General features: G+C 67.9%; 18 protein-coding genes and 1 pseudogene. 10 read left to right on the top strand and 9 right to left on the bottom strand.

Annotated elements, in window-relative coordinates; translation table 11 throughout:
• Positions 1-63: 63 nt before the first annotated feature.
• Positions 64-1,446 (bottom strand): sigma 54-interacting transcriptional regulator, encoded by a 1,383-nt coding sequence (locus HWX55_RS10540; RefSeq protein WP_175975539.1) that lies wholly within the window; start codon positions 1,444-1,446, stop codon positions 64-66.
• Between the two features lie 254 nt (positions 1,447-1,700).
• Between HWX55_RS10540 and HWX55_RS10535 the strand changes: the two genes are divergently transcribed.
• From HWX55_RS10535 to HWX55_RS10525, 3 genes are read left to right on the top strand one after another with little or no spacing between them, the layout of a single operon-like run.
• On the top strand, positions 1,701-2,585 hold the full coding sequence (locus HWX55_RS10535; protein ID WP_175975538.1) for an MBL fold metallo-hydrolase: 885 nt from the start codon (positions 1,701-1,703) through the stop codon (positions 2,583-2,585).
• 28 nt (positions 2,586-2,613) lie between these two features.
• Complete coding sequence (locus HWX55_RS10530) at positions 2,614-4,284, top strand: bifunctional protein tyrosine phosphatase family protein/NAD(P)/FAD-dependent oxidoreductase (protein ID WP_175975537.1); 1,671 nt, start codon at positions 2,614-2,616, stop codon at positions 4,282-4,284.
• 18 nt (positions 4,285-4,302) lie between these two features.
• Entirely contained in the window at positions 4,303-5,109 is an 807-nt protein-coding gene (locus HWX55_RS10525) for a sulfite exporter TauE/SafE family protein (protein ID WP_175975536.1), read from the top strand.
• 103 nt (positions 5,110-5,212) lie between these two features.
• On the opposite strand, the gene HWX55_RS10520 is transcribed toward HWX55_RS10525, so the two are convergent.
• The 4 genes from HWX55_RS10520 to HWX55_RS10505 all read right to left on the bottom strand — a co-directional run bounded on the left by HWX55_RS10520 (position 5,213) and on the right by HWX55_RS10505 (position 9,295).
• Positions 5,213-6,034 carry an ABC transporter permease subunit gene (locus HWX55_RS10520; protein WP_175975535.1) on the bottom strand — a complete coding sequence of 274 codons (822 nt, stop codon included), beginning with the start codon at positions 6,032-6,034 and terminating at the stop codon, positions 5,213-5,215.
• Positions 6,031-6,957, bottom strand: a complete 927-nt coding sequence (locus HWX55_RS10515; RefSeq protein WP_050015507.1) for an ABC transporter permease subunit — start codon at positions 6,955-6,957, stop codon at positions 6,031-6,033. The genes HWX55_RS10520 and HWX55_RS10515 overlap by 4 nt, the downstream gene beginning before the upstream one ends.
• Positions 6,954-8,114 carry a polyamine ABC transporter ATP-binding protein gene (gene potA, locus HWX55_RS10510; RefSeq protein ID WP_069620801.1) on the bottom strand — a complete coding sequence of 387 codons (1,161 nt, stop codon included), beginning with the start codon at positions 8,112-8,114 and terminating at the stop codon, positions 6,954-6,956. The genes HWX55_RS10515 and potA overlap by 4 nt, the downstream gene beginning before the upstream one ends.
• An 86-nt stretch (positions 8,115-8,200) precedes the next feature.
• Positions 8,201-9,295, bottom strand: a complete 1,095-nt coding sequence (locus HWX55_RS10505; RefSeq protein ID WP_175975534.1) for a polyamine ABC transporter substrate-binding protein — start codon at positions 9,293-9,295, stop codon at positions 8,201-8,203.
• A gap of 361 nt (positions 9,296-9,656) precedes the next feature.
• Between HWX55_RS10505 and HWX55_RS10500 the strand changes: the two genes are divergently transcribed.
• From HWX55_RS10500 to HWX55_RS10485, 4 genes and pseudogenes are all read left to right on the top strand, one after another.
• On the top strand, positions 9,657-9,860 hold the full coding sequence (locus tag HWX55_RS10500; protein WP_175975533.1) for a DUF1289 domain-containing protein: 204 nt from the start codon (positions 9,657-9,659) through the stop codon (positions 9,858-9,860).
• A 627-nt stretch (positions 9,861-10,487) separates the two neighbouring features.
• Positions 10,488-11,129 (top strand): DUF1120 domain-containing protein, encoded by a 642-nt coding sequence (locus HWX55_RS10495; protein WP_244140534.1) that lies wholly within the window; start codon positions 10,488-10,490, stop codon positions 11,127-11,129.
• Between the two features lie 114 nt (positions 11,130-11,243).
• Positions 11,244-11,981, top strand: a complete 738-nt coding sequence (locus HWX55_RS10490) for a fimbria/pilus chaperone family protein (RefSeq protein ID WP_175975531.1) — start codon at positions 11,244-11,246, stop codon at positions 11,979-11,981.
• A gap of 29 nt (positions 11,982-12,010) precedes the next feature.
• Positions 12,011-14,335 (top strand): annotated as a pseudogene (locus HWX55_RS10485) (fimbria/pilus outer membrane usher protein); the annotation flags it as partial.
• Between the two features lie 208 nt (positions 14,336-14,543).
• On the opposite strand, the gene HWX55_RS10480 reads toward HWX55_RS10485, so the two are convergent.
• The 3 genes from HWX55_RS10480 to HWX55_RS10470 form a co-directional block, all read right to left on the bottom strand.
• Positions 14,544-15,185, bottom strand: coding sequence for an OmpW family outer membrane protein (locus tag HWX55_RS10480; protein WP_175975530.1), 642 nt, complete (start codon positions 15,183-15,185; stop codon positions 14,544-14,546).
• Between the two features lie 65 nt (positions 15,186-15,250).
• Positions 15,251-16,441, bottom strand: coding sequence for a nitronate monooxygenase family protein (locus HWX55_RS10475; protein ID WP_175975529.1), 1,191 nt, complete (start codon positions 16,439-16,441; stop codon positions 15,251-15,253).
• 122 nt (positions 16,442-16,563) lie between these two features.
• Positions 16,564-18,000 carry an aldehyde dehydrogenase family protein gene (locus HWX55_RS10470; RefSeq protein WP_175975528.1) on the bottom strand — a complete coding sequence of 479 codons (1,437 nt, stop codon included), beginning with the start codon at positions 17,998-18,000 and terminating at the stop codon, positions 16,564-16,566.
• A 268-nt stretch (positions 18,001-18,268) separates the two neighbouring features.
• Here HWX55_RS10470 and HWX55_RS10465 point away from each other — a divergent pair, with 268 nt between their 5' ends.
• The 3 genes from HWX55_RS10465 (at position 18,269) to HWX55_RS10455 (ending at position 19,991) form a co-directional block, all read left to right on the top strand.
• Positions 18,269-18,634, top strand: a complete 366-nt coding sequence (locus HWX55_RS10465) for a hypothetical protein (protein WP_175975527.1) — start codon at positions 18,269-18,271, stop codon at positions 18,632-18,634.
• A 210-nt stretch (positions 18,635-18,844) separates the two neighbouring features.
• Entirely contained in the window at positions 18,845-19,396 is a 552-nt protein-coding gene (locus tag HWX55_RS10460) for a hypothetical protein (protein WP_175975585.1), read from the top strand.
• Between the two features lie 16 nt (positions 19,397-19,412).
• Entirely contained in the window at positions 19,413-19,991 is a 579-nt protein-coding gene (locus tag HWX55_RS10455) for a polysaccharide deacetylase family protein (RefSeq protein WP_175975526.1), read from the top strand.
• Between the two features lie 12 nt (positions 19,992-20,003).
• On the opposite strand, the gene HWX55_RS10450 is transcribed toward HWX55_RS10455, so the two are convergent.
• Positions 20,004-20,978 carry a phosphotransferase gene (locus HWX55_RS10450; RefSeq protein WP_175975525.1) on the bottom strand — a complete coding sequence of 325 codons (975 nt, stop codon included), beginning with the start codon at positions 20,976-20,978 and terminating at the stop codon, positions 20,004-20,006.
• Between the last annotated feature and the right edge of the window lie 21 nt (positions 20,979-20,999).

Here is a 20,999-nt window from a genome sequence, read left to right as displayed (position 1 = left end):
GAATCGAACGCGCCATTATCGACAAAGCCGCGTGCCGCCGCCAGCCGCACGCACCACGCCCGTTCAGCGCTCGCGCGAGCCGAGCCCGAGCGCCTTCATCCGCCGGTACAGCGTCCGTTCGCTCAATCCGAGCTGTTCGGCGAGCGCCTTGCGGGTACCGTCGAACGCGCGCGCGATCCGGACGAGCTCCGCGTCCGACACGCTGCGTGCATCCGCCGCCTGCGCATGCGGCGCCGCCGCGGCCGCGACGAGTTCGGCCGGCAGATGCTCGACGCGGATCGTCCCGTCGTCCGCGAACAGGCACGCGCGTTCGAGCACGTTGCGCAGCTCGCGGATGTTGCCGGGCCACGCATACGCGTCGAGGCACGCGCGCGCACGCTCGGTCAGCGTGAACGGTCGCGCATTCGCATCGCCCGCCTTGCCGCGCGCGTTCGCGATCCGCCGCAGGATCGATTCGGCCAGCAGCGCGACGTCGCCCTGCCGTTCGCGCAGCGCCGGCAGCGGAATCGGAAACGCATTGATCCGGTAGTAAAGATCCTGCCGGAACCGACCGTCGTCGATCATCTCGCGCAGCGGCTTGTGCGTGGCCGCGACGAGCCGGAAATCGGCGCGCAGCGCCTCGACGCCGCCCACGCGCCGGAACGTGCCCGATTCGATCAGCCGCAGCAGCTTCACCTGCATCGGCAGCGGCACGTCGCCGATCTCGTCGAGAAACAGCGTGCCGCCCTGCGCGGTTTCGACGAGGCCCGGCTTGCGCTGGTTCGCGCCCGTGAACGCGCCTTTCTCGTAGCCGAACAGTTCGCTCTCGAACAGCGTCTCGGCGATCCCCGAGCAATCGACGACGACGAACGGCCCCATCGCGCGATCGCTCGCCTCGTGCAGCGCGCGGGCGAACAGCTCCTTGCCGGTGCCCGATTCGCCGAGCAGCAGCACCGGCAGCGTCGACGGCGCTACGCGCTGCAGCGCGCCGAGCGCCGCGTTGAACGCGTCCGAGCCGCCGACGAGCCCTTCCGCGCTCGGCTGCGCGGACGCGCTGCGCACCGTCGTCAGCCGCTCGACGTACGCGATCACGTTGCCGTCCGCATCGAAGATCGGCCGCAGTTCGACATCGACATGCTCGGGGCCGCGCGGCGTGTGATGGATGTGCAGCACGCGGTTGAGCCCGCGCGATTCGAGCGCCGGCTTCATCGGGCAATGCTCGCCGGCCTGGTCGCACGGCACGTCGTAGTGATGCGACACCTGGAAACAGTGCCGGCCCACGTGCTCGACGCCGGCCACGCCGAACTGGCGCCGGTACGCGTCGTTCGCCGCGAGGATCCGGTAGTCGGGGTCGACGACGATCATCGGCTGCGGGTCCTGCTCGAGATACGCGACGAGTGCGCGCACGTCGGGCATCGCGTCGCGGCGCGCGGAGGGGACGATCGGAATGGTGTCGTGCGGATTCATGCGGCGGCTCGCTCAGCGAAGAGGCGCCCGGACGGACTGCCAGGCTGACTGCCAATTCTGCCATGACACTGCCATTCGTGGCAGTCTCAGACCGCCATCGGATGTCCCAGCCGGCCTTCTCGACGCCGCCGATGCGCCGAAAACCCGAGCCGAATCAAGTCGTTGCCACGTCGACCGGATCCGCGCCGCCGGTTGGCACGCTTCTTGAGATAAAGACCGCGATTGCAGATGCAGCACCCGATCGAGGACACCCCGTGAGCAACGCCCCCGCCCTGTCGGTCGAAGGCTTTTTCGACCCGGCGACCCACACCGTCAGCTATCTCCTGCTCGATACGACAAGCCGCGCATGCGCGCTGATCGACAGCGTGCTCGACTACGACCCGAAATCCGGCCGCACGCGCACCGCCAGCGCCGACCGGCTGATCGCGCGCGTCGCCGAACTCGGCGCGACCGTCCACTGGCTGCTGGAGACGCACGTGCACGCCGACCACCTGTCGGCCGCGCCCTACCTCAAAGCGCAGGTCGGCGGCCAGATTGCGATCGGTTCGCACGTGCGCCGCGTGCAGCACGTGTTCGGCGCGCTGTTCAACGCAGGCCCCGGCTTCGCGGAAGACGGCCGCCAGTTCGACCGGCTCGTCGACGACGGCGACACGCTCGCGCTCGGCGCGCTGACGATTCGCGCGCTGCACACGCCGGGCCACACGCCCGCGTGCATGACCTACTGCGTCGACGACGCGACGCAGCGCGCGGCGTTCGTCGGCGACACGCTGTTCATGCCCGACTACGGCACGGCCCGCTGCGACTTCCCCGGCGGCGACGCGCGCACGCTGTACCGCTCGATCATGCGTGTGCTCGCGCTGCCGCCCGACACGCGCCTGTACCTGTGCCACGACTACCAGCCGGGCGGCCGCGACGTGCAGTTCGTGACGACCGTCGCCGAGCAGCGCCGCGCGAACGTGCACGTGAGGGACGGCGTGACCGAGGACGATTTCGTCGCGATGCGCACCGCGCGCGACGCGACGCTCGACATGCCGGTGCTGATGCTGCCGTCCGTGCAGGTCAACATGCGCGCCGGCCACCTGCCCGAACCCGAGAACAACGGCGTGCGCTACCTGAAGATTCCGCTCGACGCGATCTGAGCGCCTACGCCCCACCGAGAGCCCCGACATGAACACCATCCGCAAGCTGACCGACACGCTGTCGGTCTCGCCGCAGATCGCGGCGGCCGACCTGCCCGCGCTTCACGCGGCGGGCATCCGCGCGATCATCTGCAACCGGCCCGACGGCGAAGGCGCCGACCAGCCGACCGTCACCGAGATCCGCGCGGCCGCCGCGCCGCTCGGCATCGACGTGCATTACCTGCCAGTCGATACCGGCAAGGTGACCGACGACCAGGCCGCGCAGTTCGGCGCGCTGCTTGCGTCGCTCGACGGGCCCGTGCTCGCGTACTGCCGCAGCGGCACGCGGTCGGCCACGCTGTGGGCGCTGTCGCAGGCGGGGCTTCGCCCGCTGGACGACCTCGTCGCCACCGCCGGCGCGGCCGGCTACGACCTGAGCGCGCTCGCCTCGCGTATCGCGCAGGACGGCCGCCAGAGCGCGCCGGCCGTGGACGCGCGACACGACATCGTGATCGTCGGCGCGGGCGCGGCCGGCATCGCGGTCGCGTCGAGCCTGCTCGCGCGCGACGCGTCGCTCGACATCGCGGTGATCGATCCCGCCGACGTCCACTATTACCAGCCCGGCTGGACGATGGTCGGCGCGGGCGTGTTCCGGCCCGAGACGACCGCGCGCAGGATGACCGACGTACTGCCGCGCGGCGTGCGGCGAATCCAGGCCGCGGTCGCGGGCTTCGAGCCCGACGCGCACGTGGTGGTGCTCGACGGTTGCCGGCGCATCGGCTATCGCAGGCTCGTCGTGTGTCCGGGGCTCAAGCTCGACTGGCATGCGATCGACGGCCTCGCCGACACGCTCGGCCGCAACGGCGTCACGTCGAACTACCGCTACGATCTCGCGCCGTACACGTGGGAGCTCGTGCGCGCGTTCCGCGGCGGCCACGCGCTCTTCACACAGCCGCCGATGCCGATCAAGTGCGCGGGCGCGCCGCAAAAGGCGATGTACCTGTCGTGCGATCACTGGCGGCGCATGGGGCGTCTCGACGCCGCGAACGTCGAATTCCTGAATGCGGGCGGCGCGCTGTTCGGCGTCGCCGACTACGTGCCCGCGCTGATGGAGTACGTGAAAAGCTATGACATCGCGCTGTCGTTCGGCCACAACCTCGTCGCGATCGACGGGCCCGCGCGCCGTGCGACGTTCTCGCGCACGCTGCCGGAAGGCGGCAAGGAAACCGTCGAGCGTTCGTTCGACATGATCCACGTCGTGCCGCCGCAGAAGGCCCCCGATTTCGTACGCGCGAGCCCGCTCGCCGACGCGGCCGGCTGGATCGACGTCGATCCGGCGACGCTGCGCCACAAGCAATTCGAGGACATCTACGCGCTCGGCGACGTCACCAACACGACCAATGCGAAAACGGCCGCGGCCGCGCGCAAGCAGGCGCCCGTCGTCGCGCACAATCTGCTCGCGTCGCTCGGCCGCGCACTGGGCGACGCCGCGTACGACGGCTACGGTTCGTGCCCGCTCACCGTCGAGCGCGGCAAGATCGTGCTCGCCGAATTCCTGTACGGCGGCAAGGTCGCACCGACCTTCCCCGCGTGGCTGATCGACGGCAAGCGACCGTCGCGGCTCGCGTGGCTGCTGAAGGAACGCGTGCTGCCGCCGCTCTACTGGAAGGCGATGCTCAAGGGCCGCGAATGGCTCGCGAAGCCCGCGATCGCCCGTTGACCGGAGCGCGATGACGTCATGCTGATTTCGCTCGTACTCGGCGGCTTCGTCGGTGCCGTGCTCGGTTTGACCGGCGCCGGCGGCGGCATTCTCGCGGTACCCGCGCTTGTCGTCGGGATGAGCTGGCCGATGCAGCAAGCGACGCCCGTTGCGCTCGTCGCAGTGGCCGGCAGCGCCGCGCTCGGCGCACTCGAAGGCTTCCGCCGCGGGCTCGTGCGCTATCGCGCGGCGCTGCTGATGGCCGTGGCCGGCGTGCCGCTGACCACGCTCGGCGTGCGGCTCGCGCACGTACTGCCGCAGCGCCTGCTGCTCACGTTGTTCGCGCTGACGATGCTGGTCGTCGCCAGCCGCCTGCTACGACAGGCGCTGCGGCGGCGGGCGACCGACGCGGACGCGTCGCCGCTGTGCGTCGGCCGCGTGAATCCCGATACGGGCCGGCTCGTGTGGTCGTGGCCCGTGGGCATCGCGCTGGCGTCGACCGGCGCGGTCACGGGCTTGATGACGGGGCTGCTCGGTGTCGGCGGCGGCTTCGTGATCGTGCCGATGCTGCGCAAGTTCACGAACGTGTCGATGCATGGGGTGGTCGCGACGTCGCTGATGGTGATCGCGCTGGTCGGCACCGGCGGCGTGCTCGCGACGCTCGTGTCGGGCACGCGCGCGCCGCTCGACGTGACGCTGTGGTTTAGCGTCGCGACCGCGCTCGGCATGGCCGCCGGCCGCGGCGCGTCGCGCCACCTCGCCGCGCGGCACGTGCAAGCTGGGTTCGCGGCCGTGCTCGTCTGTGTCGCGGTGGGGTTGCTGGCGAAGGCGGCGTTCGGCGCGTGAACGCCGACGACGGGCACGCGATCGTCACGCGCCGCCAAACAAAACGCCCGGGCCGACCCATCGTCGGCACCGGGCGTTTTTCTTGAAGGCCACAACCGGCGTATCAGGCCGCAAACCCCGCCATCCGCTTGCGCTCCTGACGCAGCATCACGAAGTTCGCGATCACGACGCCGGCCGTCACCGCGATGATGAACAGCGTCGCGAGCGCGTTCATCTCCGGGTTCAGGCCGAGGCGCACGCGCGAGAACACGACGAGCGGCAGCGTCGTCGAGCCGGGGCCCGACAGGAACGCCGACAGCACGAGGTCGTCGATCGACAGCGTGAACGACAGCAGCCAGCCCGCGATCAGCGCCTGCGAGATCAGCGGCAGCGTGATCGTGAAGAAAACCTTCAGCGGCGTCGCGCCGAGATCGAGCGCGGCTTCTTCCAGCGACGGATTCAGCTCGCGCACGCGCGACTGCACGATGATCGCGACGTACGAGATGCACAGCATCACGTGGCCGAGCCAGATCGTGAACACGCCGCGCTCGGCCGGCCAGCCGATCCACTTCGCGAGCTCGATGAACAGCAGCAGCAGCGAGATCCCCTGGATCACCTCGGGGATCACGAGCGGCGCGTTGATCATCCCGCTGAACAGCGCGAAGCCGCGAAAGCGGCCCATCCGCGCGAGCACGAAGCCGGCCCACGTGCCGATGAACACCGACGCGAACGCGGTCAGCACGCCGATCTTCAGCGACAGCCACGCGGCCGTCAGCAGTTCGTCGTCCTCCACGAGCGCCGCGTACCAGCGGAACGAAAAGCCCGACCACACGGTGACGAGCTTCGACTCGTTGAACGAATAGACGATCAGGCTGATGATCGGGATGTACAGGAACGCGAAGCCGACGAACAGCGCCGCGAACTGCAGGAAACGATTCGGCTTCATCGACGGCCTCCCTGTTCCTTCGCCTGGAAGTGCTGGAACATCGCCATCGGCACGAGCAGCAGCAGCACCATCGCGCAGGTCACGGCAGACGCCATCGGCCAGTCCGCGTTGTTGAAGAACTCATTCCACATCACGCGGCCGATCATCAGCGTATTCGCGCCGCCGAGCAGCTCCGGAATCACGTACTCGCCGACCGCCGGGATGAACACCAGCAGGCAGCCCGCGATGATCCCGTTCTTCGACAGCGGCAGCGTGATCTGCACGAACGCCTTCCAAGGCTTCGCGCCGAGGTCGTACGCGGCTTCGAGCAGGCGCAGGTCCATCTTCACGAGGTGCGCGTAGAGCGGCATCACGAGGAACGGCAGGTACGAATACACCATCCCGATATACACCGCGTAGTTCGTGCGATACAGCTCGATCGGCGTATGCGTGAGCCCGATCCACATCAGGAAGTTGTTCAGGAGCCCGTTGTTCTTCAGGATCCCGATCCAGGCATACACGCGGATCAGGAACGACGTCCAGAACGGCAGCATCACGCCCATCATCAGCAGGTTGCGGGTGGCCGGGTTCGAGCGCGCGATGTAATACGCCATCGGATAGCCGAGCAGCAAACACAGCAGCGTCGTGATCGCGGCGACCCACACCGAGTTCACGTAGGTCGCGAAATACAGGCTGTCCGTGAACAGGAACGCGTAGTGCGACAGGTTCAGCGCGACGTGCACGACGCCGTCCGCGTACGACGCGAGCTCCGTATACGGCGGGATGCCGAGCTGCAGCTCCGCGAAGCTGATCTTCACGACCAGCACGAACGGCACGAGGAAGAACAGCACGAGCCACGTGAACGGCCCGGCCACGACCGCGGTGGCGCCCGTCAGGTTGAAACGCCGCACCGGCCACTCGAGCAGGGACTTGAACGCGTTCATGACGTCAGCACCACGCCGGCGGTCGCGCTCCAGCGCACGTAGATCTCGTCGGCGAGCGCCGGCGTGTCGAGTTCGGAAATCGCGAGGCTCGACACGTTCGCGATCACCGTCTTGCCCCCGTCGAGCTTCACGTGATACAGCGAATAGCCGCCCATGTACGCGACGTTGCTGATCCGGCCGCGCGCCCAGTTGAACGCGCCTTCGGGCGGCTTGCGCGTGAGCGCGATCCGCTCGGGGCGCACCGACACCGTGACCGGCATCCCGAGCGGGCCCGAGATCCCGTGGCTCACGTACAGCCGGCTCGGCAGTTCGGGCGATTCGATGTACACGTGATCGGGTTCGTCCTCGACCGTCACGCCGTCGAACAGGTTCGTCGAGCCGATGAATTCGGCCGAGAAGCGGCTGTTCGGGTATTCGTACACTTCGTTCGGCGAGCCGATCTGCACGATCTGCCCTTCGCTCATCACCGCGAGGCGGTTCGCCATCGTCATCGCCTCTTCCTGATCGTGCGTGACCATGATGCAGGTGACGCCGACCTTGTTCAGGATGTTGACGAGCTCGATCTGCGTACGCTGGCGGATCTGCTTGTCGAGCGCGGACATCGGCTCGTCGAGCAGCAGCAGCTTCGGGCGCTTGACCAGCGAACGCGCAAGCGCAACGCGCTGCTGCTGGCCGCCGGAGAGTTGATGCGGCTTGCGCTTCGCATACTTGCCCATCTGCACGAGTTCGAGCGCGGACGCGACGCGCGCCTTCAGCTCGGCCTTCGGCGTGCCTTCCTGCTTCAGCCCGAACGCGACGTTCGACTCGACCGACATGTGCGGGAACAGCGCATACGACTGGAACATCATGTTCACGGGCCGCTTGTACGGCGGCATCTGCGCGAGGTCCTCGCCGTCGATCAGGATCTTGCCCGACGTGACCGTCTCGAGGCCCGCGAGCATCCGCAGCAACGTCGACTTGCCGCAGCCCGAGCTGCCGAGCAGCGCGAACAGCTCGCCCTGGCGCACGGTCAGGTTGACGCTGCGCACGGCTTCGGTGTCGCCGAATTTCTTGACGACGTCGACGATCTGGACAAAGTTCTCGGCGCGCGCATCGGCGCCGGAGGAGGAAACGGAGAACGGCGCGCCCGCGACCGGCGCGCCCGACTGGCTATTCATGATGTGCTGCTTCTCTCCTGCGTTAGACGAACAAAGCCCCCGGGGGCACCAGGGGCTTCATGACTGCGGGTTCACTTCGGCTCGCGTCAGCGGCCCGACTTCAACTCGGTCCACAGACGCGTCTGCAGACGCTGGATTTCAGGCGGCAGCGGCTTGAGCAGGAACAGCGTCTTCACGACGTCGGCCGGCGGGTACACGGCCGGGTCGTTCGCGACGTCGGGCCGCACGTACTTGCGTGCCTCGGCGTTCGCGCTCGGGTAGTACACCGCGTTCGTGATCGCCGCATGCACCTTCGGATCCTCGATGTAGTTGATCCACTGCAGCGCGGCTTCCTTGTTCTTCGCATCCTTCGGGATCGCCATCACGTCGAACCAAACCGGCGCGCCGCCCTTCGGAATGTAGTACTCGACCTTGTACGGCTTCTTCGCCTCGATCGCACGATGCTTCGCGATCACGACGTCGCCCGACCAGCCGAACGCGAAGCAGATGTCGCCGCCGACCAGGTCGTTGATGTAGCCCGACGAGTTGAATTGCGTGATGTACGGACGGATCTTCTTCAGCACTTCCATCGCGGCCTTGTAGTCGGCCGGGTTCGTGCTCATCGGATCCTTGCCGATATAGTGCAGCGTCGCCGCGAACATCTGGTCGGGTGCGTCGAGCACCGACACGCCGCAGGTCTTCAGCTTCGCGAGGTTTTCCGGCTTGAACAGGATGTCCCAGTTGTCGAGCGGCACCTTGCCGAGCGCCTGGTGCGCCTTCGTCAGGTTGTATGCGAGGCCGGTCGTGCCGTATGCCCAGGGCACCGAATACTTGTTGCCCGGGTCCGCGCCGGCGACGAGCGCCATCAGTTGCGGATCGAGGTACTTGAGGTTCGGCAGCTTCGACTTGTCGAGCGGCGCGAAGATGCCGGCGGCGATCTGCTTGCCCGCGTAGTTGCTGGTGGGCACAACGATGTCGTAGCCCGAGCTACCGGTCAGCAGCTTCGCCTGCAGCGTGTCGTCGCTGTCGTAGTTGTCGTAGCGAACCTTGACGCCCGCCTGCTTCTCGAAGTTCGGGATCGTGTCCTTCGCAATGTAGTCCGACCAGTTATAGACATTGAGCTGCGTATCCTTCGCCGCTGCCGCCGACGCCCCCACGCACAGCGCGAGCGCTGCGAACCGGCCCACTACCTTTGCTTTCATCCCGTTCTCCCTTCGGCCGGACGCGTTGCCCGGCTGCCGTCTGCCTCGTCATGGCGGCGCATTCTGGCGCGCCGCCCCTCGAAAACCCCGAAAACTACCATCATTCGCGCCCCGTCACAAAAAAATCATGCCGGTGTCGCGCAAACGGAACAGATTCTCGCCGCCGGTCGGTCGAACCGCCCGTGCGGCGGGGCGTTCCGGGGGAATTCTATCGGGTAATCGGCGGCTGTCCACCGGGAAAAACGGGCAGCGGCGAAGCGGCGTTCGGATGGCGCGCGGGTCCGCCCGCCGCCGACGGCCGGCCGGGCCGTCGCGATGCATTAAAATGGCGGCTGACGATTCAACTGCGCGAACCCTCCCGATGGCCTCCGATCTTCACGACCTCCCCGACAGCCCCTGCATCGGCGTGTGCTCGACGCTCTTCGACGAAGTCTGCAAGGGCTGCGGCCGCACGGCCGCCGAAGTGTCGAACTGGGTGTTCCTGAGCGACGACGAAAAGCGCGCGGTGTGGGAGCGCATCACGCGCGAAGGCACCGCGATGCGTTTCCAGTACGACAAGCTGTAATCCCTCCCGCGTCGGCGCATGCCGACGCGATGCGCGCCGCGGGCGCCACTGTCTCCGCCCGCGTCACGGGCCGCCGGCCGACGGGCCGAACCTCGCCCCCTCACCTGCCCCCTCCTGCATCGCGCGCCACCGCGCACGCGTCGTCGCAATCGCCGCGACCAGCGCCATTTCTGCTCCGATCTCCCGCTGCCGGCAAACGCCATGGCCGCGGCGACGCCGCTCGCCCGCCGTTCACGATCGTCCGGCGCGGGGCGACATTCGGAATCGCCGTCAATCTTCGACATCGTCCGCTCAGTGCGAATCCATGCCGCTCGGTCGAAATCGAAGCTGAAAAATATCGCATCTGACATTCGTGACGATCAAAACACCATCATGCCGCGATAAATCGGATTATTTTCTCGATTTAACACCGCCAATTTCTCAAAAATAGCCACGAAAATCTGTACGAGTACGATTTCAATTCACAAACCGAATTGATAAATTCCACCCGCTCACTTGGAATTACGGCGAGCATTTCAATTTCTTTAATCAAAAAAATCGGATCACCGAACCGGCTTCGGAATTCCGGTCAGTTACCAGGACTTTCAGATGAAATTCGTTAAGATGACGAACAAAACCTCGCACCTCGTGATCGCGGGCCTGCTGGCGCTGGGCAGCGCATCCGCGTTCGCCGACTCGTTCGACGTCAAGGTCACCGGCAAGATCAAGCCGGGCGCGTGCACGCCGACGCTTGCCGGCGGCGGCACGTTCGATTACGGATTGATCGGCGTGGCCGAACTCAGCCCGGTCGCGCCCACCCTGCTGCCGGTCCTTTCGGATTCGATCACGATCACGTGCGATGCGGCCGCCCGCGTGGCACTGACCGCGCAGGATAATCGCGCCGGCACCGGTGCATTTACCGGCAGTATCAATTTCTTCGGTTCGTCCAATTCGCCCAGCACGCAATTCGGCCTCGGCACGGCGAGTGGCAAGAATATCGGCGCCTTTGCCTTCCGCTTCAGAACGAATACGTTCCAGGCGGACGGCGTAGCGGTCGATTCGATTTATTCGAGCACCAGCGGCGCCACCTGGACGACGTCCAACGGCATCGTCAGCAACACCGGCGGCTACGAGTCATGGGCGAAGAAAGGCCTGACCGTTCCGGTCGCGGCGAAGGTCTTCACCGGCACGCTCGACGTGCAGGCGGCAATCGACAAGACGTCGAACCTCGATCTGAGCAAGGAGATCAACCTCGATGGTCTCGCCACCGTGTCGCTCGTATACCTGTAATTCCGGTACGCATCGTTCCATTGACCTGATCGCCTGACAGGCGTCGAACGCGCCGCTGCTTCGCCGAAGCGGCGGCGCACCGCACGCTTGCGCCACGCCTAGCCATCCACCTCCATGAAACTTCCTGCACGCCACTGCCTGCGGGCGTCACTGCTCGCCACGCTACTCGGTTGCCTCATCGGTACCCCCGCCGCATACGCAATGGGCGTCGTGCCCGACACGTCGGTCGTGATCGTCGACGAAACCGACGGCGAAGGAACCGTCTCGGTCAAGAACACGGACAGCCATCCGACACTCCTGCATACGACGATCGAGCCGATTCCCGAAGACAAAGCCGAACTCGTCATCGCGACGCCCCCGATCGCGCGTGTCGAAAGCGGCGCGGCGCAGCTTGTCCGTTTCGTGCTCGCGGGAAACGAACCGCTCGCCACGCAGCGCCTCGCGCGTGTGTCGTTCTCCGGCATTCCGCCGAAACGCCCGGGCAAGAACGAGATCCAGACGATCATCCGCCAGAACTTGCCGGTGCTGATCCACCCGCACGATCTCGCGCGCAACGACAAGCCGTGGGAACTGCTCAAGTGGTCGGTCGAAAATGGCGAGCTGGTCGTACGCAACGACAGCCGCTACGTCGTGCGTCTCGAACAGAAGGTACAGTTGCTGCCGACGCAGCAGATCGTATCGCTGCCGGCGCCCTACGTGCTGGCCGGCCAGACGCGCCGCATCGCGCTGGCCCCCCGGGCCGCGACACCCGCGCGCGTGCGCCTCTTCCCCGCCACCGTCTATGGCTTCTCGGTCGATCACTACGACGCGGCGCTCGCCGCGAGCACGACCGATCCGAACCCGGGCCGGTAAGCCGCACGTCTTCGTTTCCCCGATTTGCCATGTCGAGCGTCATCTATGTCCGCGATGGCCTGCTCGCGCTCGGGCTGTCCACCGTCGTCGGCTTACTGCCGTGCGTCGCGGCGGCCAGCGCGGGCAGCACGCCGCCCGACTCGCTCGAGTTCGATGACGGCGTGCTGCGCGGGCTCGGCATCGACGCCACGGCCAGCCGCTATTTCGCGCGCGCGCCGCGCTTCATGCCCGGCACGGTGGAGGTCCGGCTGACGGTCAACGGCAAGCGCGCCGGCCGCGCCGGCGCACGGTTCGACCACGACGGCAATCTGTGCGCGACGCCCGGCCTGCTGCGGGCCGCCGGTCTCGTCGTGCCCGCCGCGCTGCGCGGTGCGTCCACGGGGGACGTCGGCAGCGGCTCACCGCCGTGCTACGACTACCGGCACGCCTATCCGCAGGCGATCGTGACGCTGCGGCCCGCCGACGGCGCCATCGACTTCGTCGTGCCGGCCGATGCACTCGATACGGTCCCACGCACGGCCGACACGTTCGAACACGGCGGCTTCGCCGCGCTCGTCAACTACGACCTGCTCGCGACGGCCACACGCAATCCGGCCGGCACGTCGCAATACTGGCAAGCGACGACCGAAGCCGGCTTCAATGCGGCCGACTGGATCGTGCGCAGCAGCCAGATCGCCACGGTCGCCAACGGCCGGCCCGGCGTCGATCATCAGGGCGCCTACGCACAGCGCACGTTCGCGTCGCTCGGCACGACGCTGCAGGTCGGGCAGATCATCCCGCGCTCGACGCTGTTCGCGGTCGGCCGCCTGTTCGGCGTGCAGACGTTTCCCGACGAAGCGCTGTCCGCCGCGCCCGGATCGGGCGCCCGCGTGATCGGCATCGCGCGCACGCAGGCGCGCGTCGAGGTGCGCCAGCTCGGCGTGCTGATTCACGCGTCGCAGTTGCCGCCCGGCCCGTTTGCGCTGAGCGGCCTGCCGCTCGTCAGCGGCACCGCGGATCTCGACGTGACCGTCGTCGAAGCGACGGGCGACGTGCAGCATTTCACCGTGCCCGGTTCTTCGCTGCCCGGCGCCGGCCTGGCCGCCGCGCAAGGGCTGTCGATCGCGGTCGGCCGCCTGCAGGACGACGGATACGCGCAAGCCCCGTGGCTCGCGACCGCCACGCGCGGCTGGCAGATCGGGCAGCGTGCACGGGTGAATGGCGGCCTCCTCGTGTCGTCGCCGCTGCAGTCGGGCGCCGCGAGCGTCGAGCTCGCGCCGCTTGCCGGCGTCTCGGCCGCCGTCGGCGTCGACGTCAGCCGCAGCGCCGGTCGCCACGGCATGCAGACCCGAGTCGCGCTGGCAAGCAGCCGCGACGCGGCATTGAGCGCCAGTGCGTCGTTCGTCCGGCGCACCTCCGGGTATCGTCAACTGACCGACGCGGTGAGTCCGATGGATGCGTTCACGCCGCCGTCGCGCTCACAGCTGGCGGCGACGCTCGGCTGGCGCGATCGGACGCTCGGCATGCTGTCGCTCGACTACTCGCGGATCGCTGTGTTCGACGGCTCCGCGATGCAGCGCGTCACCGGCATGTGGACCCGCTCTGTGGGACGCGGCTCGGTCGCGTTGAACGTGAACCGTACGTTCGGCACCCGCGGCGGCGCAGGCACGCAAGTCTACGTGAGCGCCACCGTACCGATCGGCACGCGCAGCGTCAGCACGTTCGCCAACGTCAGCGGCGATGCGGTTCGCTCCGGCGCGCGCTATGCCGACACGTTCGGCCGGACCGGAAGCTACAGCGTCGCGGCCGACTACGACACCGCATCGCGGTCGCCGTCGATTCGCGCGACGCTCAGCGCGACGCCCGGCCCCGTGCGCACGATCGTGAACGCAGGCATGTACGGCACCGACCGTGCGACGATCGGCATGAACGTGCGCGGCGCGGTCGCGCTGCTCGACGGCGTCGGCATGCTGTCTCCGTACGACATCCGCGACACGTTCGCACTGGCGCGCGTCGGCAATCACGCTGGCATCGAACTCGCCACGCCGTCCGGCCCCGTATGGACCGATCGGCGCGGCCGCGCCGTCATCGCGTCGCTGCCCGCCTACGCGCGAACGGCCATCCGGATCAACACGAAAAGTCTGCCCCGCAATGTCGACGTGAAGAACGGGATGCAAACCCTCGAGGCCGGCCGCGGCTCGGTCGGCCGCGTCGAATTCGCCGTCGAGCAGACGCGGCGCGTGCTGCTGACCGTGACGCAGGCGGACGGCACCGCGCTACCGGTGCTGTCGACCGTCGTCGACGACAACGACCGCTTCGTCACCGTCACCGGAAGCGAAGGCCGGCTGCTGCTCGCTGGCGCGCAACTGAACACGTCGCTGCGGGCCGCGTTGCCCGATGGAACGGTCTGCCGCGTGACGTTCGCGCTGCCCGACGCGGCGCCTGTGACGACCCGCTATTACGAGCGGGCCGACGCGCGGTGCGAGCCGCTGTCGACGCCCGTCGCGGACGACGCACAAAAAAAAAGAGCGGCATGCCGACCGCCATGCCGCCAACCCCAACTCTGTTCTTGTTCCGTCGCATCTAGAACTTCATCCCGACGCCCACGCCGACGATCAGCGGATCGATGTGCAGCGTGCCGATGCCCTTGTCGCCGAGCGTCGCATCGGTGCTCATCCAGATCTTCTTCACGTCGACGTTCATGAACACCTTCTTCGTCAACTGCACGTCCACGCCGAACTGCAGCGCGGGGCCGAAGCTGCTCTTGTTGATCGACACGCCCTCCCCGCCGACGTTGAGCCCGTTGTTGTAGAAGTACGTGTAGTTCAACCCGGCGCCGACGTACGGACGCACCTTGCCCGCATGGTTGAAGTGATACTGCAGCAGCAGCGTCGGCGGCAGCACGCCCACGCCGCCGAGATTGCCGAGGCTCGACGTCATCTGATGCCGCGACGTGCCGAGGATCAGCTCGACGCCGAGGTAGTCGCGGATCATGTACGTGAAGTCGAGCTCGGGCACGATCGCGTTGTTCACGCCGGTGTTGATCGCGCCGAGCGTGTCGCTCGCGCGCTCGTTCGGCTGGATGCTGATCGCGCGAAGCCGGACCAGTACGTCACCCTGATTGATGCCGTCGCCCGGCGACGCCGCGTGCGACAGCGACGGCATCGCGACGAAGCTGGCCGCGACGGCGGCTGCGGTGACACAAGTTCGAATCGTTTTATGCATGGTACGGACCCCCAAAGAATGGTTTCCATTCTCCCTGTAGGGTCTTTTCGTTATCTTGATATTGGTCAAGCCAGCGTAAACGTGGGACGGTTTGCCGCAGGCTCGGTCGCACTGCCCGTCAGCAGCAGGTCGAGCAGATCGCGCACGCTGCGGATCGCGCGGCCGAACGGCAATGCTTCGCGGCCGCGGAAGAACAGCCCGTTCGAGACGTCGCCGCGCAGCGCGGCCGCGAGCCGCGTGTCGATACAGAAGTGGCCGAATTTCTCGATGCCGTCGCGCAGCCCGCATACGCTCAGGCATTCGAGCGCGGTCGGGCAGCGCTGCTTGAACGCGCCGAGCTTGTTGCGAATGCGCGTCTCATTGCGCAGGTAACGATCGAGCCACGGCGTCTTCACCGCACGCGCGGGCAGCCCCGTCACGCTGACGAATTCGACGATGTCGTCGGGCGTCGCATCGGCGAGCACGCGCTTGAAGTGCGGATGCGCATCGCCTTCTTCCGTCACCGCGAACGGCGTCCCGACCTGCACGCCGTTCGCGCCGGCCGCGAACGCCGCGCGTACCGTGTCGTGACTGTTGATCCCGCCGGCCACGATCAACGGGATCGTGTCGCGGGCGAGGCCGAGCGACGCCATCACCTGCGCGGTCTCGTCGAGCACGCGCGCGAAATCGAAACGACCGTCGTGCATGTCGTCGATCTGCGTGACGCCGAGGTGGCCGCCCGCGTGCGCCGGATGCTCGATCACGATCGCATCGGGCAGGCGCCCCTTCTTCATCCACTTCTTCAGCACCAGCGCGATCCCGCGGCTGTCCGACAGGATCGGAATCAGCGCGATGTCGTGCCCTTGCGTGAGATCGGGCAGATCGAGCGGCAGGCCCGCGCCCATCACGATCGCGTCTGCGCCCTCGTCGCACGCGACCCGCACGTAGTCCGCATGCGCGCTCACCGCCTTCATCACGTTGACCGCGATCATCCCGCGCCCTTCGCTGTACGTTTTCGCGAGACGGATCTCGCGCGCGAGCGCGTCGAGGTTCGCCGCTTCGAGCGTCGCGCGATCGGGGTGCGCGCGGCAACGCGCGAGCAGATCCGCATGATGGTGGCGCAGGTCGATGCTCGCGATCGTGCCGACCGCGCCTTCGCGCGCGACGCTGCCCGCCAGCCGGTGCGCGGAGATGCCGACGCCCATGCCGCCCTGCACGACGGGCAGCAAGGTGCGGCCGCGGATCGTCAGCGGCGGGAAGGAAGTGCGTACGGTCATCTGAACCCTCGTCGGAACATCGAAATCGCGATGATCGACGATCCACCGCCGCGCACCTTGACGGCCGTCAATAAAAAACGGCACGCGAGCGTGCCGTTGCGCGGTCATGCGGGATGAAACGCTCAGGCCGGCTTCGCCGGCTTCAGCTGCATCGACTTGTATTCGAGGTATTCCTCGAGCCCGTACACGCCGTTCTCGCGGCCGTGCCCCGACTGCTTGAAGCCGCCGAACGGCGCGGCGCCGTTCCACGTGCCGCCGTTGATGTCGACCTGCCCCGTGCGGATGCGGCGCGCGACGCGCATCGCGCGTTCGTCGCTGCCGGCCCACACCGCGCCGCCGAGCCCGTACGGCGAATCGTTCGCGATCCGCACGGCCTCGTCTTCGTCGCGATACGTGATGATCGACAGCACCGGCCCGAAGATCTCTTCCTGCGCGATCGTCGCTTTCGGATCGACGCGGCCGAACACGGTCGGCTTCACGAAGAAGCCCTTCGCGAGCCCTTCCGGCAAACCGGTGCCGCCCGTCACGAGTTCCGCGCCCTCGTCGATTCCGCGCTGGATGTATGCCTGCACGCGCTGCTGCTGCGCGGCCGACGCCAGCGCGCCGAGGCGCGTCGTGTCCTGCCGCGGGTCGCCCGCGACGTACGTTTCGGCCGCGGCCTTCGCGATCTCGCGCGCTTCGTCGTAGCGGGCTTCCGGCACCAGCATCCGCGTATGCGCGGAGCAGGTCTGGCCCGCGTTCAGGTAGCACGCGTTGACCGTGCCCTTCACCGCCGTCGCGAAATCGGCATCGTCGAGGATCACCGACGCCGACTTGCCGCCCAGCTCCAGCGCGACGCGCTTGACGCCCGCGGCCGCCAGCTCGGCCACGCGCTTGCCCGCGCGCGTCGAGCCGGTAAACGACACCATGTCGACGTCCGGATCGGTGGCCAGCACCTCGCCGACGACCGGGCCATACCCGCACACGAGGTTGAACACGCCGGCCGGCAGCCCGGCTTCGTGGATCGCTTCGGCGAGCATGAACGCGTTGAGCGGCGCGACTTCCGACGGCTTCAGCACCACCGTGCAGCCGGCCGCGAGCGCCGGCGCGACCTTCAGCGTGATCTGGTTGAGCGGATAGTTCCACGGCGTGATCGCCGCGACGACGCCGACCGGCTCGCGCACCACCAGCGAATTGCCGACCCGCGCCTCGAATTCGAACGATTCGGCGAGCTTCGCGTACGCCTTCCAGTTGTAGATCGGGCCGCCGACCTGGATCGCGCGCGACAGCTTGATCGGCATGCCGACTTCGCCGGTGATCGACTGCGCGAGTTCCTCGCTGCGCGCCTGCAGATGCTCGACGATCTTGCGCAGGTAGCCCGCGCGCGTCGAGGCCGGCGTGGCCGCCCACGCATCGAAGGCCGCGCGCGCCGCGCGGATCGCGTCCTGCGCGTCGGACGCGACGCCCTCGGGAATCCGGCCGATCACGGCTTCGGTGCCCGAATCGATCACGTCGATCGTGCCGGTACCGGCCGGTTTGCGCCATGCGCCGTCGATGTAGAACTGGTCGTAGATTTTCATCGTGTTCCGCCTCCAGGGAAGCCGCCATTCTAGCGAGCGTTTCGGTGGCTGGTGTGACGAATGACAGCCATTCGAAAGGACCGGCACGCCGTCGCGCCGGTGCTCCGCCGCGCGCCGCGCACGGCCGGCGCCGCACGCTTCGGGCCGCCGTCACGTCGGCATCCGCCCGGGTGCGCGGCCGGGCCCGCATCGTGCTATGTTTTTAGTATCGGCATCGGCCCGTTGCGGCCGGCGCCGCCCGGAATCGACGCACTTCGTGAGCGCTGCCATGTCCGACGCATCCCATACCCTCGGCTCGCAAGACCGCCTGGAGCTGCTTTGCTGGCTCACCTGCGGCAACCTCGGCGCGTTTTACCTGAACGAAACCTGGCCGGACGCCGCGTTCCAGGTCCAGGCCGCGCACCGCTGGCTCGATCGCCATCACCGCCAGGCCGACTGGCTCTCGGTCGCCCGGCTCGCGGCGCTCGCGCAGGACATCGCGAAGCGGCATGCGGGCTTCGTCGACGCGTCGTGGGCGCGCGACGCGGTCGAGGAAATCGTCGATACCGACGATCTCGACTATCGAGCCAAACTCGTGCAGTGGGTGTACGAAGACTGCTGCAAGGCGCTCGCCGACAAGCGGCTGGCCGATTGAGCGGCACCGGCGCCGCCCGGTGCGCGAGTCGCGGTGTCGCCGGGCGCGACGCCCTTTCGCCGTGACGATCGTCACGGCCGGAACGATTGTCGGGGTACGGTGCATGCGCGCTGACCGGGCGCCCGCACGCGCGAAGCGTCATACAATCGTCGCGGCCGGCCATTCGGCCGCCGCGGCCCGATCTCGATCTCGACCATGAAAGACACTCGCGTGGCGCTCGCCCATCGACTTCTGCTGATCGCCGCCGCATCGGCCGCACTGACGGCCGGCGCCGCCGGTGCTGCGCCCGCAGCCACGGCGGCCGCAGCCTGTGCATCGCCTGCGTTCGACCGTTACCCGGCACCGGCCGCCGCCGCCCGCGCGCCGCGCAAACCGGCTGCCGCGCCTCGGCTCACCAGCCACGAAGCGCGCCTGTACCGCACCGTCATTCGTGACGCGTTCGCACAACCGGCCAACTTTGCCGGTCACTACCGCGTCGCGCTCTGGGGTTGCGGAACGGATTGCCGAAATTTCGCGATCGTCGACAAGGACACGGGCGCAACGTACACGATGCCCGGCGTGCAGGCCGTCTCGGGCGTGATGGGCAACGACGACGAGCGCGTCGACTTCCGTGCCGGCAGCAGGCTGCTGATCGTCGCCGGCTGCTTCAACGACGATTGCGGCGACGGCAATGCGAAAGCAGCCCGATTCTTCTACGAATGGACCGGCACCCGGCTGCGTCCGGTCGGCACCTGCCCGCTGGCCATCGAACCGGCTCAGTGAGCGGCCCGGGCAACCCATGACATCCATTCATTTCAGTTTCGACGACGGCCCCGGGCCCTCGACGCCCGCGCTGCTCGACGTGCTGCGCGATGCGTCGTGCGCGGCGACCTTCTTCGTGCTCGGCAAGCACCTGCCGGGCGCGCGCGACGTCGCGACGAGCATCGCGCGCGAAGGCCACCGGCTCGGCAACCACACCTATTCGCATGCGAAGCCCGGCGCGCTCGCGGACGCCGCACTGATCGACGAAATCGACACGACCGACGCGCTGATTCGCGACGTCTATCGCCGCGCCGGCGTTGCCGCGCCGGATGCGATCCCGCTACGGCTGCCGTACGGGTTGATGCCGCACGACGATCGCGCCGCCGTGCTCGCGCACCTGCAACGCGAACACACGGGCTGGACCGCGATACTGGACGACTGGCAACGGCCGGCGCCCTCGTCGCAAGCGCTGTTCGACGCGATGTGCGCACATGTCGACGCGTGCACGGCGCAGCATCGCGACGTGCTGTTCTGCCTGCACGACCGATCGCGGCACGGCGACGCGCGGCCCAACACGGTCGAAGCCGTGCGGCTGTTCCTGAACCGGCAGCGCTGACGCGACGGCCGGCTAGCCCGCGGGCGCCGCGCCGTCCAGCAACTGGCGCCAGCCGCCGAGGAACCCGATGCCGGGCCCCGGCATCCACAGGCCACGCTGCGCGGCTTCGAGATGGATCAGCGTCTGGTCCGCACAGAACAGCGTCGTCAGCGTGTCGTGGTTGTCGCGCAGCCAATCGGGCGCCGCATCCGGCCGCGTCGCCGTATAAGTGTGCAGGCAGGCCGTCCATCGCCTGCGGTCGAATACGAAGCCGTCGTCCCGGCCCGCATCGCGCGACAGCGCGAACGACGCGAAGGCCGCCTCGAGCCATTGCGCGCCCTGCCCCACATCGTCGAAATCGAGCACGCCGTTCACCGCGTTGCCGACATACAGCAGGTTGCCCGCGTGATAGTCGCCGTGCAGCCACTGCACGGGCCCCGTGAGCCACGACGCCGCCGCGTCGAGATGCGCGCCGATCCGCCGGATCACCGTGTCGTAGTCGTCGTGCAAGTCGGCCGGCAGCGACGGCATCGCATGCGCCGCCACGCGTGCATGACGTGCGGACAGCCACGCGAGCGGCGCCGCTTCGCTCGCGGGTATCGCGACCAGCGCCGTATGCAGATGTGCGAGCGTGCGCATCGCATCGGTCGCCCCGGCGTGCGTGTCGTCCGGCAAGCCGGGACGGCCGTCGATATGCTCGAACAGATGCAGCCAGCTTCCGTCCGGCATCTGCACGCCGGTTCGTGCATCGACGGTCGGCCGCAGCCGTGGCAGCGCAGGCAGCCGCGGCGCGGTGCGCACATCGCCGAGCGGGCCAAGACGACCGAGTATCGACGCCTCGCGCCGCATCTGCGCGACCGGCTTGCCGGCCCACGACACGCGCAGCACCGTGCGCCCCGCATCGCACTCGACGAGATAGGTTTTGTTAGTATGGCCCGACGCCAGCGCCTGCAGGCGCGCCGGGCCGATGTTCCAGTACCGGTGAAGCCACGGTTCCAGCGTTTTCACGTCACCCCTACTCGTTGCATT

The organism is Burkholderia sp. BCC1047 (assembly GCF_902833155.1).
GTDB lineage: Bacteria > Pseudomonadota > Gammaproteobacteria > Burkholderiales > Burkholderiaceae > Burkholderia > Burkholderia sola.
Note: the sequence above shows the minus strand (reverse complement) of the source record. Positions and strands in the feature narration are given on the sequence as shown.